This is a genomic window from Escherichia sp. 20412-1, assembly GCF_003027595.1.
GTDB lineage: Bacteria > Pseudomonadota > Gammaproteobacteria > Enterobacterales > Enterobacteriaceae > Escherichia > Escherichia marmotae.
Genome location: NZ_PYQM01000012.1, coordinates 1 through 13,822 on the forward strand (window position 1 = coordinate 1; position 13,822 = coordinate 13,822).

General features: G+C 49.3%; 16 protein-coding genes, 4 tRNA genes and 3 pseudogenes. 21 read left to right on the top strand and 2 right to left on the bottom strand.

Features of this window, described 5'->3' with window-relative positions; all coding sequences use genetic code 11:
* Positions 1-77 precede the first annotated feature (77 nt).
* The 8 genes and pseudogenes from C7B16_RS10545 to C7B16_RS10580 all read left to right on the top strand — a co-directional run bounded on the left by C7B16_RS10545 (position 78) and on the right by C7B16_RS10580 (position 4,973).
* Complete coding sequence (locus C7B16_RS10545; protein WP_258182540.1) at positions 78-404, top strand: hypothetical protein; 327 nt, start codon at positions 78-80, stop codon at positions 402-404.
* A gap of 243 nt (positions 405-647) precedes the next feature.
* Positions 648-890 (top strand): annotated as a pseudogene (locus C7B16_RS10550) (DUF551 domain-containing protein); the annotation flags it as partial.
* A 355-nt stretch (positions 891-1,245) separates the two neighbouring features.
* Positions 1,246-1,806, top strand: coding sequence for an ORF6N domain-containing protein (locus C7B16_RS10555; protein WP_033801022.1), 561 nt, complete (start codon positions 1,246-1,248; stop codon positions 1,804-1,806).
* 299 nt (positions 1,807-2,105) lie between these two features.
* Positions 2,106-2,261 (top strand): type I toxin-antitoxin system toxin HokD, encoded by a 156-nt coding sequence (gene hokD / locus C7B16_RS10560; protein ID WP_000813256.1) that lies wholly within the window; start codon positions 2,106-2,108, stop codon positions 2,259-2,261.
* A gap of 258 nt (positions 2,262-2,519) precedes the next feature.
* Positions 2,520-2,748: pseudogene (locus C7B16_RS10565) on the top strand (hypothetical protein).
* 66 nt (positions 2,749-2,814) lie between these two features.
* A complete protein-coding gene (locus tag C7B16_RS10570) occupies positions 2,815-3,087 on the top strand; it encodes a hypothetical protein (protein WP_107179657.1) in 273 nt (90 codons plus the stop codon).
* A gap of 1 nt (position 3,088) precedes the next feature.
* Entirely contained in the window at positions 3,089-4,138 is a 1,050-nt protein-coding gene (locus C7B16_RS10575) for a DUF968 domain-containing protein (RefSeq protein WP_107179658.1), read from the top strand.
* Between the two features lie 13 nt (positions 4,139-4,151).
* Positions 4,152-4,973, top strand: a complete 822-nt coding sequence (locus C7B16_RS10580; protein WP_107179659.1) for an antitermination protein — start codon at positions 4,152-4,154, stop codon at positions 4,971-4,973.
* Positions 4,974-5,276: 303 nt separating this feature from the next.
* On the opposite strand, the gene C7B16_RS10585 is transcribed toward C7B16_RS10580, so the two are convergent.
* Entirely contained in the window at positions 5,277-5,570 is a 294-nt protein-coding gene (locus tag C7B16_RS10585; RefSeq protein ID WP_107179660.1) for a hypothetical protein, read from the bottom strand.
* Positions 5,571-5,901: 331 nt separating this feature from the next.
* Between C7B16_RS10585 and C7B16_RS10590 the strand changes: the two genes are divergently transcribed.
* The 5 genes from C7B16_RS10590 to C7B16_RS10625 all read left to right on the top strand — a co-directional run bounded on the left by C7B16_RS10590 (position 5,902) and on the right by C7B16_RS10625 (position 7,248).
* Positions 5,902-5,977 (top strand) — tRNA-Met (locus C7B16_RS10590).
* Between the two features lies 1 nt (position 5,978).
* Positions 5,979-6,055: transfer RNA gene (locus C7B16_RS10595), tRNA-Arg, on the top strand.
* 2 nt (positions 6,056-6,057) lie between these two features.
* Positions 6,058-6,133 (top strand) — tRNA-Thr (locus tag C7B16_RS10600).
* A gap of 79 nt (positions 6,134-6,212) precedes the next feature.
* Positions 6,213-6,287 (top strand) — tRNA-Gly (locus tag C7B16_RS10610).
* A 598-nt stretch (positions 6,288-6,885) separates the two neighbouring features.
* Positions 6,886-7,248 (top strand): type II toxin-antitoxin system PemK/MazF family toxin, encoded by a 363-nt coding sequence (locus C7B16_RS10625; RefSeq protein WP_258182546.1) that lies wholly within the window; start codon positions 6,886-6,888, stop codon positions 7,246-7,248.
* Between the two features lie 332 nt (positions 7,249-7,580).
* On the opposite strand, the pseudogene C7B16_RS25935 reads toward C7B16_RS10625, so the two are convergent.
* Positions 7,581-7,718 (bottom strand): annotated as a pseudogene (locus tag C7B16_RS25935) (hypothetical protein); the annotation flags it as partial.
* A gap of 236 nt (positions 7,719-7,954) precedes the next feature.
* On the opposite strand from C7B16_RS25935, the gene C7B16_RS10635 reads away from it, so the two are divergent.
* From C7B16_RS10635 to C7B16_RS10665, 8 genes are all read left to right on the top strand, one after another.
* Positions 7,955-9,940: a DUF6645 domain-containing protein gene (locus tag C7B16_RS10635; RefSeq protein WP_107179665.1), complete on the top strand. Its 1,986-nt coding sequence runs from the start codon at positions 7,955-7,957 to the stop codon at positions 9,938-9,940.
* 392 nt (positions 9,941-10,332) lie between these two features.
* On the top strand, positions 10,333-10,545 hold the full coding sequence (locus C7B16_RS10640; protein ID WP_107179666.1) for a DUF1378 family protein: 213 nt from the start codon (positions 10,333-10,335) through the stop codon (positions 10,543-10,545).
* Positions 10,546-10,622: 77 nt separating this feature from the next.
* Complete coding sequence (locus C7B16_RS10645) at positions 10,623-11,066, top strand: DUF826 domain-containing protein (protein WP_143192597.1); 444 nt, start codon at positions 10,623-10,625, stop codon at positions 11,064-11,066.
* A gap of 57 nt (positions 11,067-11,123) precedes the next feature.
* Positions 11,124-11,441, top strand: coding sequence for an HP1 family phage holin (locus tag C7B16_RS10650; protein ID WP_107179668.1), 318 nt, complete (start codon positions 11,124-11,126; stop codon positions 11,439-11,441).
* Complete coding sequence (locus C7B16_RS10655; RefSeq protein WP_107179706.1) at positions 11,425-11,958, top strand: lysozyme; 534 nt, start codon at positions 11,425-11,427, stop codon at positions 11,956-11,958. The genes C7B16_RS10650 and C7B16_RS10655 overlap by 17 nt, the downstream gene beginning before the upstream one ends.
* 308 nt (positions 11,959-12,266) lie before the next feature.
* Positions 12,267-12,392 (top strand): hypothetical protein, encoded by a 126-nt coding sequence (locus tag C7B16_RS25290; protein ID WP_258182541.1) that lies wholly within the window; start codon positions 12,267-12,269, stop codon positions 12,390-12,392.
* Positions 12,393-12,613: 221 nt separating this feature from the next.
* Positions 12,614-12,799, top strand: a complete 186-nt coding sequence (locus tag C7B16_RS24555; RefSeq protein WP_143192598.1) for an Rz1 family lipoprotein — start codon at positions 12,614-12,616, stop codon at positions 12,797-12,799.
* A 298-nt stretch (positions 12,800-13,097) separates the two neighbouring features.
* Positions 13,098-13,760, top strand: a complete 663-nt coding sequence (locus tag C7B16_RS10665; RefSeq protein ID WP_107179670.1) for a hypothetical protein — start codon at positions 13,098-13,100, stop codon at positions 13,758-13,760.
* Positions 13,761-13,822: the final 62 nt, after the last annotated feature.

The following is a 13,822-nucleotide window of genomic DNA, read 5'->3' on the forward strand; positions in this document are numbered from 1 at the left end:
GTTGATGCTGCAAATGAAGCCATGAGTTACTACGACGATTAATGTCTGGAGGCCGCCCGAAAGGGCGGTAATGAAAAATGACTGAATTAACCAAAGAGCAATTAATCGAAGAGGCTAAATTAAAAATAGCGATTGCGAAATGCCATCCAAATTCAGGAATGGCACAGGTAGAGGGCGAGTTATTCAAAATTGCACTGGCATCGCTGGAAGCAGAGCCAGTGGCAAAGATTATAGCCCACTACCCATTAGGAATTGACGTAGGCAAACAAAAGTTCGTACAGGCCATTGGAGAGCTTCCTGATTTTGGCGGACATCTATTCGCTGCGCCGCCAGCGCCGGTAGTGCCGGAGAAAATCAATATGTCCTCATTGTTGCCTCTCATGAGTGATCAGTTGATGGCGTAGGGGTATGTGAAAGGCTGGAACGCCTGCCGCGCCGCCATGCTTCAGGGTAGCCAACCTGTAAGCCAAACTTACAACTTGCCAGAATTAATCGAAGGCATGGAAGTTTCCATTGATGTAAGCACTTGTGATGCTGATTTAGGTAATCGCTATTTCGGCACCGTCACCGAGGCGTTAGAACTTGATACTGCCAAGAATGGTTACATCCTCCTGGTTCAGGACGCAGAGCCAAACTTCGATGTAAATGGCAACTCTCCGGTAACTCCGGATGGTTGGATAAGCTGTAGTGAGCGAATGCCGGAAAAGAATAAGAACGTGCTTATTTCGGTGAATTTCGATAGCTCTCTGGTTGAGCCGCTAATATGCTCCGCACGCTATACCGGAAGTACATTCCGGCGTGGAGATGTAACGGTTAAGCCAGGTAATGGTATTGAGCAGGCAACCCACTGGATGCCACTGCCAGAACCGCCGCAGGAGGTGAATCAATGACCTGGCCTGAAGCATTCACCACGGTAGGGATTGCAATGGCGGTGGCACTGGTGGTGTATTCGATTTGTCGCTGGGGTTGACGTAATTACTAATCCGGGGCTATATTCCTCACGCGCCAGCAAAATCTGGCGTCGGGATTGGAACCCCGGATATTCAACCGCGACAGACACACGCCGCGAGCGTGTTTTTTTATTGTCGTAAGCACACGCACATCTGAATAATGGTGGGGCGTATGGGGGAGCTGAAAGGCTCGCCGGTTGGTTGATCCGGTAGTTCCAACCCTGTACGTCTCACCACCCAATGATTGGAACCTGACGGTGGTGATAGTTAAATCCATCAACCAGAGGGCGTTATCATGACGACTCAAGTTTCTGTCGAAACTCTTTCCCCGATCACACACAACCAGATCCCAGTTGTCACTACAGAGTTACTTGCCAAACTATATGGCTGTAGCGTCGAGTGTATTCATAGAAATCACCACCGTAATAAAGAGCGATTTGCAGAAGGGAAGCACTACATAATTGCGAAAGGCGCAGACCTCCAAAATTTGAAAATCTCTTTAAGGGATTTTCAAACGATCGCCCCAAATGTCCGAAAGCTCATCCTCTGGACAGAACGCGGAGCAGCCCGTCACGCCAAAATGCTCGAAACCGATCAGGCGTGGGAGGTATTCGAAAAACTGGAAGACTGCTATTTCAGCCAGAAGCAGATGCCATCAGAACAGAATCAGATGATTAAAGGAGATGGCAGGACACTGGTTATCCGGTTTGATGAGCATGGCAATATCAGATTTGTCGAAAAAGTGCCTGATGATGTGCTGGTCTGTACTGTGGAGAACTTTAAATTCTGGATGGAGAAAAACGGCTGGCTGGTGGTTGATAAATCGCAGTTACTGGAAAGGCTGATGCAGCTTTAGTTACTGATACCCCGTATGACAGCGCGCCTGATAATCACGCCATTTACGGTGTTGAACGGGTGGTTTTATGGATCGTCTTTCTGACTGATTTTATATTGGCTGGGTAACGGGAGTTAAGTAGAATTGCTGCGGGTGCTTGAGGCTGTCTGCCTCGGGCATGCCACTGTAAGGCAGACAGAGAAAAGCCCCAGTTAACATTACGCGTCCTGCAAGACGCTTAACATTAATCTGAGGCCATATCTATGCTCTACACACGTAGGTTAGCCTCTTACGTGCCGAAAGGCAAGGAGAAGCAGGCTATGAAGCAGCAAAAGGCGATGTTAATCGCCCTGATCGTCATCTGTTTAACCGTCATAGTGACGGCACTGGTAACGAGGAAAGACCTCTGCGAGGTACGAATCCGAACCGGCCAGACGGAGGTCGCTGTCTTCACAGTCTACGAACCTGAGGAGTAAGAGACCAGGCGGGGGAGAAATCCCTCGCCACCTCTGATGTGTCAGGCATCCTCAACGCACCCGCACTTAACCCGCTTCGGCGGGTTTTGTTTTGTTATTGTAAATGTTTTTGTTGTCTTTGTTGTGATTATGTGACTAAGTATTGTTGTTAATCAGTGTGGCTTCGCAGTTAGAATGGTGGCTCTTAAGTAGCGCGCATGGAGAAGATGGATAGGCCCCGAACGGGGGGAGTGCTATTTATCCAGAAGGATTCTGAAGATGAAAATCAAAGAATTGCGTGAAATTTTAAGTGAAAATGGTCTTTACGCTGTGTGCGTTGAGAATGGAACTGTTGTCAGTCATTGCCTCATTAAATGTCTACAATTTCAACAAAAGAAGAGAGGGGCAGCGTTAATTTATTTTGCGTGAAAATGAATTTGTCACATCATTGTCGTATCTGAAAGAAACCGGACTTAAGGCTGGTTTTTCTGCTTTTGCTGATGAGTGAATTCATCTACAATTTCGGGCTGGGCTGACCCCCTGCTGAGTAACACCGTGCCACCGGAGAAAGCCGATGGCACGACATGCTAAATCTCACAATTCTGAAACCGACTTTGCCAACAGGCACGGGCGGCGTTCTCATACATTCAAATCTGACTGGTTTCAACATGACCCATGCACTGAAGAGCAGGCCGAGTGGCTGATTCAGAACTACCGCAGACGTGGGTATGAGTTTAGGAAAGCCCTCAGCCTCGATTATCGTCACTGGATAATCTCCGTCAGGCTTCCTTACTCCGAACGCCCACCGCGTCCGTCCCGCACATTCCAGCAACGCATCTGGAGGTAACGTGCGGGTATTACTTCAACCTGTTCTTGTGCCAGAACTCGGGCTGGTGATCCTTAAGCCAGGGCGCGAATCCATGCCGGTATTTCACAATACCCGGGTACTGGTGGAGCCGGAACCGAAAAGCATGCGTAATCTGCCGTCCGGAGTCGTTCCCGCCGTTCGACAGCCGCTGGCAGAGGATAAAACATTACTGCCATTTTTCAGCAACGAACGGGTGATTCGTGCTGCTGGTGGCGCTGGCACACTGTCTGACTGGTTATCACGCCACGTAAAATCCTGCCAGTGGTCACATGGCGATTATCATCACAGCGAAACCGTCATACATCGTTACGGTACCGGCGCGATGGTGTTGTGCTGGCACTGTGACAACCAGTTGCGTGACCAGACATCAGAATCACTGGAGCTGCTTGCTCAACAAAATCTGACCGCATGGATGATTGACGTCATCCGTCACGCGATAAGCGGTGTGCAGGAGCGGGAATTATCGCTCGCTGAATTGTCCTGGTGGGCGGTCTGCAATCAGGTGGTGGACGCACTACCTGAGGCAGTATCGCGTCGTTCTCTGGGATTGCCGACAGAAAAAATCCGCTCGGTGTACCGTGAAAGCGACATCGTACCGGGAGAGCAGACCGCCACCAGCATACTGAAGCAGCGCACAAAAAATATTGCGCCGCCGTCTCACGCCCACCAGCAACAGAACCCACCACAGGAAAAGACGGTGGTCAGCATCACTGTTGATCCGGAGTCTCCGGAATTTTTCATGAAACGGCCTAAACGTCGCCGTTGGGTTAATGAAAAGTACACGCGCTGGGTTAAGACACAGCCGTGTGCGTGTTGTGGTAAGCCAGCCGACGATCCCCATCACCTGATTGGTCACGGCCAGGGGGGGATGGGGACAAAAGCGCATGACCTTTTTGTGTTGCCTTTGTGCAGAAAGCATCATGACGAGCTGCACGCGGATACTGTGGCATTTGAAGAGAAGTACGGCGACCAGATGGCGCTGATATTTCGTTTTATCGATCGCGCGCTGGCAACTGGCGTACTGGCGTAAGTGGAGGACGAGCATGAACCTTGAGGCCTTACCAAAATATTACTCCCCAAAATCTCCAAAATTGAGCGATGACGCACCGGCTACAGGCTCAGGATGTTTAACAATTACGGATGTGATGGCTGCGCAGGGTATGGCACAAAATCGTGCTGAGATGGGTTTTTCTGCGTTCCTTGGGAAAATGGGCATCAGTATGAATGACAGGGAGCGGGCAACAGAACTGCTGGCAGAATACGCTCTCAGTCGGTGTGATCGCGTGGCAGCATTAAGAAAACTTCCGGCAGAAATAAAACCGGTAGTGATGCGCATTATGGCTTCGTATGCGTTTGAGGATTATGCCCGGAGCGCGGCGAGCAAAAAACAGTGCCCATGCTGTCACGGAAAAAAATTTATTGAAAGCGAGATTTTTACAAACAAGATTCAGTATCCGGATGGTAAGCCGCCAGTATGGGCAAAGTGTACAAAAGGCGTGTATCCGTCTTACTGGGAAGAATGGAAAAAAGTCAGGGAGATGGTAAAAGTTGCCTGTCCTGAGTGTGGCGGAAAGGGGGAGGTATCCACAGCCTGTAAAGATTGCCGTGGGCGAGGTGTTGCTGTTCATCGTGAAGAGTCGGAAAAGCAGGGGATGCCTGTTTTCAGAAGCTGTCAGCGTTGTGCGGGGCGTGGCTATGAAAGATTGCCGTCAACAGAGGTATTTTATGCCATATGTTGTGTGACAAAACTGATAACACGCGCGTCATGGAAAAAAACTGTTAAACAATTCTATGACACGCTGGTGGTTCAGTTTGATATTGAGGAAGCATGGGCTGAACAGCAGTTAAAAGAGGTAACCAGATGACAATATTGACTTTTCTCCAATCTGTGATATTATATTCCTAATAATGGGGTTTTTATGCTTGATTCTAAAAGAGTTTTGTAACCGCGCCAGTGCGCGGGTTTTTGCATCGTTGACATCCTCCACGCCCTGAAGGATGGGGTTTTACGATGCACCGGATAATTCACGGGTAAATCCGAAAAAATACTCTTCGTCAGAGGACTGTCGGAGATGAATTGTTCAGACTGGATTTGTGTTCCGCAATCTCGAAAAACTGACTTGTTGATAAAAATATAGTGCGGTCTGTAAACGCATTGATTGTGAACGTTAATGTCTTGTCAGGGTCTCACTACATAATTGCAATGCATCATTCAGGACCTTATAACTCTCTTGTGTTGCATCTTTTATACCAGCCTCTCTTACTGGTCTTCCTTCTGTTGAATATTCTATCCAGAATGAACCGGAGAAGTTTGACATTTTATATGTCGCGAATTCTTTTGCATTAATGGGAAGCTTGATGCCATTGAGATCCATTATATAACCACTTTCTTGAATAGACTTGGAAAGACAATTTATTATTTCGTTTGTTGGCACTCTGCTGTCTAAGTGAGGGTGATCCACAACGGCTCCTGCACAGAGAATACTCAAAGATATTATAAAGGTGTTTTTTTTCATGGTCGCGTTTTTTGGGAATTGTTTTTGTATGTGGTCTGTCGTGGTGATAGATATACCTGTTGCATCATTTTATTTCAAGATAGGATGAATTTTTTGTCTTAATGATATCTAAAGTTTTATTTTTCATGGAGCGGTATAAATCAACAAATTATGCAGCTTAATTAATGTTCGTATTAGATAAATAAATGTAACTTTATTTATCTTTTTTATGATTCGATAATGTAGACTGTATATAGTCTGGATATATGTGAGCCTAACGGATCAAATTCGTTATTCTGGCTCTTTAGTTTGGTGGTGAGAGCGAGCGACTCATAATCGCCAGGTCGCTGGTTCAAATCCAGCAAGGGGCACCAGCCGTCACTAGCTCATCAGGAAAGAGCATCAACCTTCTAAGTTGAGTTTACGGGGTTCGAGTCCTCGGTGGCGGTCCAGTGCCGACTTAGCTCAGCAGGCAGAGCAACTGACTTGTAATCATCAGGTCACCGGTTCGATTCCGGTAGTCGGCACCACACGCTGTTAGCTCAGTGGGATAGAGCAATTGCCTTCTGAGCAATCGGTCACTGGTTCGAATCCAGTGTGGCGCACCATGCGGTCATCGTATAATGGCTATTACCTAAGCCTTCCAAGCTGATGATGCGGGTTCGATTCCCGCTGGCCTCTCCACATATATTTGTGAGCATCAGTATGTTGAACGTTTTATTACGCTATCTTTCATCTGTAAAAATAAGCTCCCAACAACTATTTATGCTGGCATTAGCGATGATAGTTATTGGTTCTCTCGGAGTGAGTTTATTTGTTATTTTTTATCGATAATTGATATTTTTACTGTTAAATCAGAGTGGCACAAACAGAAATAAAAGACGCTGTGAAGCCGGGTTGTATATTAAAAATAACCGCCACTAAGTTCGAATTTCTAAAAATGTTAAAACTATCACATTTCATTATATTGGGTGTTGGCGAATAACCCGCTGTTTTGTTAGAAATAATTTTGCATGGTGAATCCCCCTGTGCGGCGGGGCATAAATGACCGAGGTTGTCTTCCGTGTTCGTTGGTATTGCGGATTCTGTCTGGTCATTGCAGAGTTCACCGGGAGGCACCCGGCACCATGCAGATGATGAAAGTGAATGTGCATGTAACCCCCTCTCCGGAGGGGGGTTTTACGGGTAGAAATGCCGTAGTGTAGTGGAGTTCACAAATCGTCATTATCAGGCAACGGGATTTATGGTATTAAAGTATCAGCCATCTGTTCGTTCTGTTTTAATGTATGATTTTCGGGGAATGGTTGTCCCGGAAATAGTCAAGGTCAGACTTGTGGTGGTTGTGTCTAGAAACAGACATAACAATCCATTGGTAACAGTAGTACCAATAAGTACTACTGAACCGATTCCTCGTAGATATTGTCATCATGAGTTATCAGAAAATCCCATTCCCGGTAATGAGCATATTACTTGTTGGGTGAAATGTGACATGTTAATGACGGTTTCATTGAGTCGATTGGATCGCATAAAAACCAGAACGTGGGAGGGACGAAATTACATTGTTCCCATGATTACGGAAGACGAGTTTGAGAATATTAAACGGGCGGTATTGCACGGGATAGGGATTGCTTACCTGTATCGATAATCGTTTTCGATTATCGAATTCGATATGATTTTATATTGATACTCATAGTGTGTTGATTGATATTGTCGCTGTACCCTGATGGGACTTGTGAGACTTCCGGACAGGAAGCCAGGAGTAGCGATAAGGTGATGACAAGCCTGCTGTCCCTGTGACAAAGGCACCTTAGTGGTGCCTTTATCATTCTTACCAGAAGCCCCTGCCGCTGAGCGGGTTTTGTCGTTTCTGGAGAAGGAAAATTCGCAACCATTATATTCCGATAACAAAATAACTTTATTTGATAATATTGTGCACTTGCCAGTTTATGGTGTTGATGCCATTTTTCTTATTTGCTAAAAAACTCCTGCATGGTGAATCCCCCTGTGCGGAGGGGCATATCAGCAAGGTCGCAAATATCCTTCGGCTTTAGCGGGCAATATTGCGGGTTCGGGTGCTGATACTGAACTCACCGGGAGGCACCCGGCACCATGCAAATGATGAAAGTGATGAGCATACCAGCCCCTCTTCGGAGGGGCTTTTTTATGGGTGAAAAAATGCCCGTAGTGAGTACGGGCAAATTTCATGAGTTATACATCGGATTTTTTATTGCCTTCAGATATTAGCTGCAAGGTGAAGGAGTGTGCAATACCTGATCACATATATAACGCGCTGAATTTATGGGGTCGCCATTCGGTGGCCTTTTTTCGTTCAACCAGACAAGGAGTGACTCATGTCTGAATCCTGGGATTTAATCTCAGCGTCTTCGTCAGGCGCACTGCAACACGCAGTGCAGGAGAAAATAGCTGCGGGATGGTCGCCCTCCGGTTCGCCGTTTTCTCACGCCGGTGCGCTGCTTCAGGCAATGGTAAAAAACGGTGCAGGTGATGTTTCCGGAGGCACATCCACTGAACCGGATTATTACTACGTGGTGGTACTTGCCGGGCAGTCAAACGGCATGGCTTACGGTGAGGGTATTCCGCTTCCGGAGACTTACGACCGCCCTGACCCGCGAATTAAGCAACTGGCCCGGCGCAGTACGGTGACACCGGGCGGCGAAGCCTGTTCATATAACGACATCATCCCGGCAGACCACTGTCTGCACGATGTGCAGGACATGAGCGGCTTTAACCATCCGAAAGCAGACCTGACAAAAGGCCAGTACGGCACGGTTGGTCAGGGACTGCATATTGCCAAAAAACTGCTGCCGTTCATTCCGGCGAATGCCGGTATTCTTCTGGTGCCCTGCTGTCGCGGGGATTTTGCTTTCACGTCAGGCTCAGCAGGAAGCTTCAGTGAGAGTACGGGAGCCACATCAGCATCCGGCTGCTGGCAGACCAGCGCGGCGTTGTACAAGGACATGGTGTTCCGCACGAAGGCCGCCCTGAGTTGTGATCCGAAAAACGTGCTGCTGGCGGTGGTATGGATGCAGGGGGAAGCTGACCTTAAGTCATCCACTTACACGCAGCAGCCAGCCCTGTTTACTGCGATGGTTGGTCAGTTCCGTACTGACCTTGCATCATACGCCGGACAGTGTACTGGTGGTTCAGTCGGTAGTGTGCCGTGGATTTGCGGTGACACGACATATTACTGGAAAAACACGTATGCCACGCAGTATGAGGCAGTTTATGGCGGTTACAAAAACCAGGAGAGTCAGAATATTTTCTTTGTGCCGTTCCTGACGGATGAGAATGGCGTAAACTCGGCCACCAACGAGCCTGCTGAAGACCCGGATATTGTGGCTGTGGGGTATTACGGTGCCGCCTCGCGAACAACGGCAACGCTGGTCTCTTCTGCGCGCAGCAGTCATTTCAGCTCATGGTCGCGCAGGGGAATTATCGCTGACCGTCTTGCGTCAGCGATTCTCACTCACGCCGGACGCACTGAGGACTTTATTACTGGTGAATTACCTGACACGACCGGAAGCCCGTCCGGTGGCAGTGACCCGTCCGTAAATACGGGCAGCGGTGATAACACCACTGATACCGGCACCACAACGCCCGGAACGGGAAGTGAGGGGACCACTGACACCACACCTGCCACAGGGGATATCACCCTGAGTGCGGATAATGGTGAGCTGTCTGCGCAGGGCTGGACAGTGAACGGCACCACGGTGACCAGCACCGCAAACACCCTGACGTCACAGGGTGAGACGCTGGCGCAGAATGTGTTCAGTATTAACGGTGCCACAAACAACGTCTGGACTCTGACACATCCGGCGACCTCCGGCAGTGACCTTCTTACAAATGGCGGTGAGTTCTTCTGCCGTTTCCGTATCACGAGTACGCAGCTTATAGCAAACCGTTATGCAACGGGGATTTACTGGCTGATGCCGTCAGCCCCTGACGGTGTGACGTTTAACCGGACGGGCAGCGGCATGACGCCTGCGTTACTGAACCTGTACGTGCAGACGGACAGCAGCAACATGAATCTCTGCATGCACTGTAAACAGGGCAGTAATGCCAATCTGAAGATTGCCACGATTGGTGCGTTCGACAATAACTGGCACACCATTTCCCTGAAATACCAGGGAGGCGGTACAGCACGAGCCACCCTGACAGTGGACGGAACGGAAGTGGGTGATTTGACGCTGACATGCACGCCAGCCGCTTTAGCCGGGGACACGCTGACGCTGAGCGCCATCACGACCAACACAACCTACAACATTGAGGTGGAAAGTCTGAGTGTGACGGTGAACGGGGCTGCGGAAACAGCTTAACGGAAGGCAAAAAAATACCGCCGGACAGAAGGTAGAAACCGGCGGCACGGTCATTTTATGGATATCCACAATAAGGCAAAAAATGCACGGAGCTGTTTTTAACCGGCGGACATGTGTCGGGTCAATAAGGCGGAGGAATAATGACATTTTTACATCTGATATTACTGTATTTCGGTGAACTGGTCGGTAGCTATAAATATCACCCGGCACCATGAAAGGCGTGAGAAGAATAAAAAAAACCGCCAGTCAGAGGTTGCTGAATCACTGGCGGGGAGCCTTACCCAAGCTTATTAAAGGAGTCTAACGTTATATCCACTGAGAAGAACGATGAGTTTCTTCACACGGCTTTTTTATCTGACAGCGACTGATTTGGTCAACATCCCGGAGGAATAATGACATTTTTACAGCTGATATTACTGTATTTCTGCACGGTGGTGTGTGCGCTGTACCTGCTGAGCGGTGGCTATAAGGTCATCCGTAATTACGTGCAGGGTAAAATAGATGCGGCAGCCGCAGAGAAGGTGAAGGCTTCGGCAGCCGCATCTCCTGCTGCAACGACATCCACGGCACCAGTAACCACGCAGACAATTGACACCTGTTCGTAATACTGGTGATGCATTACCTGTACATCCTGAACTCTGCCCTCCCGGCGGAGTTTTTTATTTATGAAGAGGACAAATCAATGGCAGAAGAAAAAACAGCAGTAACCGGTCTGGTGACTGAGGACATCCTGAAACAGGCACTGGCATCCCGTGAGGTGCTGAACCCGCTGAAGGTGGCAGTGAAGAAGCAGCTCAGTGGACAGATTGACGCCGCGGTGGAAAGTTTGCTGACCTCCCTGACCGGGCAGGCGGTGGATGGTGCCGGGGGTACTGACGATGCTGCTGATGAGGCGGCGGAAGGTAAAAAAGAGCATACCGTGAAAGAAATCGACACCGGAGGGAATACGGAAACATCTGAAGGTCAGGACACGGCTCAGACCGCCGGAGATAACCAGACCGGTACGCAGGTTTCCGGCGAAGCATCTGCAACCGGTAATGCTGCCGGAACACAGGCCGCTGAAGTGAAAACGACCACCACCGTTCAGGCGCAACCCGCAGCAGCACAGGGGCAGAAACAGGCGTAATCCTTATCTGCAACTCCGTCATCACAGGCGGGGTTGCATTCAGCAGGAGATGACACGTTGAACCCGGAAAAACACAGTACATGGCTGGCGTATCTGTGGGCTGTCATTGCGGGGTATTTTCCCTCGATGTCGCTGGATGACTGGGGGGCACTGGTTGGGATTGTGCTGGCTGTGGGGACATTTCTGGTTAACCGGCATTACAAAAGGCGGACGGCAGCAGCCCAGGATGCGCAGGTTGAAGCCATGCGGCAGCGCAACCGTATTCTGGCGCAGATAGCGGACAGAGCCAGGGATTCACCGGACAGCACGCTGAAGACCTTGGTGTCGGTGTCTGAAGAGCCGGAGGGGAATTATGGCGGTGACAGGAAAGATTAAATACGGCCTGTCGGCTGCCGTTCTGGCGCTGATTGCCGCAGGGGCTTCTGCGCCTGAAATCCTCGACCAGTTTCTGGATGAGAAAGAAGGCAACCACCTGACGGCATATCGTGATGGTGCCGGAATATGGATCATCTGCCGTGGTGCCACAATGGTGGACGGTAAGGCTGTCACAAAAGGCATGAAACTGACAAAGGAAAAATGCGTTCAGGTTAATGCCATTGAACGGGATAAGGCGCTGGCGTGGGTGGAGAAAAACGTCAGGGTGCCACTGACTGAACCGCAGAAAGCGGGCATCGCGTCATTCTGTCCGTACAACATCGGGCCTTCGAAATGCTTCACCTCAACGTTTTACCGGAAGCTGAATGCCGGAGACCGGAAAGGTGCATGTGCTGAAATCCGCCGATGGATATATGACGGCGGCAGGGACTGCCGGAACCGCTCAAATAACTGTTACGGGCAGGTATCGCGGCGTGACCAGGAGAGCGCGCTGGCGTGCTGGGGTATGGATCTGTGAGATATCTGCCTTCTTTGGTGTGCTTTGCAGCAGCGGCATATCTTGCTGCAAATGGTACAGACGGATGGGGATGGTTTTTGTTTGCTGGCGTCATTTTTAGTGATGGCGCCCTTTTTATGGAGGATATATGAAACGTATCAGTCGTGAAAAAATCATTGCAGGATTTCGTGATGGTATCCTGATTTATCGTTATCTTGAGATTTTCGAAACTTCGGATAAATGCAGACATTGTCGACTGACAGATTGACAATGAAGATCTAATTCATATGAGGTGCTACCAGGTTAATTACCGCAATTAAGGGGTAAACATGTCAGGCAAACTCATAATGCTGGGGGAAATCCTTTGGGTCATTGTCTGCATTTCATTTTCAGCAACGCTGGCTGCTCTTCTTCTTCCCATGGCCTGGATGGCGTTGTATGCGGCAGGGCTGTGATATGAACCGTTTTCTGTATGTGGTGATTATTGCCCTTCTGGTGGCCTGCGGTGCGCTGTGGCTGGCAACAGACCATTACCGCGATAACGCCATTACCTACAAAGCGCAGCGCGATAACAAAGCCAGTGAACTGGAGAAGGCGAACGCAGCCATTACTGACATGCAGCAGCGCCAGCGGGATGTTGCTTCACTCGATGCGAAATACACAAAGGAGTTAGCCGATGCGAAAGCTGAAAATGAAACTCTGCGCGCTGATGTTGCCGCTGGTCGCCGCAGCCTGCGCGTCAACGCCATCTGCGTATCCACCACAGACAAAACCACCGGCACCGCCAGCGTGGATAATGCAGCCCGCCCCCGACTGGCAGACTCTGCTCAACGGAATTATTTCACCCTCAGAGAGCGGCTGATGACGATGCAGAAGCAACTGGAAGGGGCGCAGGAGTATATCCGTACTCAGTGTATTAAGTAGCCGGGCTGTTGTGAGCGTCAGGGCTGTATTACATCCTGGCCATAAAAAAAAGCCGCAGGTGTTATGCGGCATAAAATGGCACGAATTGAAGAGTGTTCTTCTGGTGCTTATTTTTTATCTGATTTCCTGAGGCGTAATCAACTCGAAATATCCGTGGGTATATAACGGAAATTCCTTTTATTTGCGCACATTGATATTTTCTGGTTCTAAGTGTTTGATAATGTGGAGGACTGTTGGTGACAGATCTGAAATCGCTACCCCGTCAGTTGCGATCGCTACAGAAGCAGGTGCGTTTTGCAACAGCACGGGCAATTACCTCTGCAGTGAGGCAAATAGAAGCGGCAGAAAAAGAAAACCTTCGCCAGAAACTGGATAACCCGACACCGTTCACCGTGAACTCTGTGCGCTCAAAGGGGGCTACAAGGGATAATCTGTCAGCTCAGGTGTTCATTATGGATACCGCCGCGCCATATCTTGAACCGTTTGAAAAAGGCGGGCTGCATTATCTGAAAGAAGGCCGGAAGGCCATTCTGAATCCCAAAAACATCCGGCTGAATAAATACGGCAATCTGCCAAAGGCAAAGTTGCAACAACTGAAAGCAAAACCTGACGTTTTCATCGGTAAGATTTCAACCCGTTATGGAGAGGACGTCGGAGGCGTCTGGCAGCGTAAGAAACCCAAAAAAGTGGCCAGAAACAGGAAGCGAAAACGTTCGCCCAACGGCACACGGGCACCACGAAGAAAAAGCAGACCACCCAAACTGGTTATTCGCTTTGGTGATGCACTGCCTGTGACACCTGTACTGGGGTATCAGGAGCTGGCCCACAAAATGGCATCGCGTCTTATGAACGTTGAGATGAGCGCAGCGCTGGAGCAGGCGTTAAAGACGGCGAAGTGAAACAGGGCATTGCCGTCCTGTTCCCTTCCGATAAAGAGACAACTGCTCACCTGATCGCATTG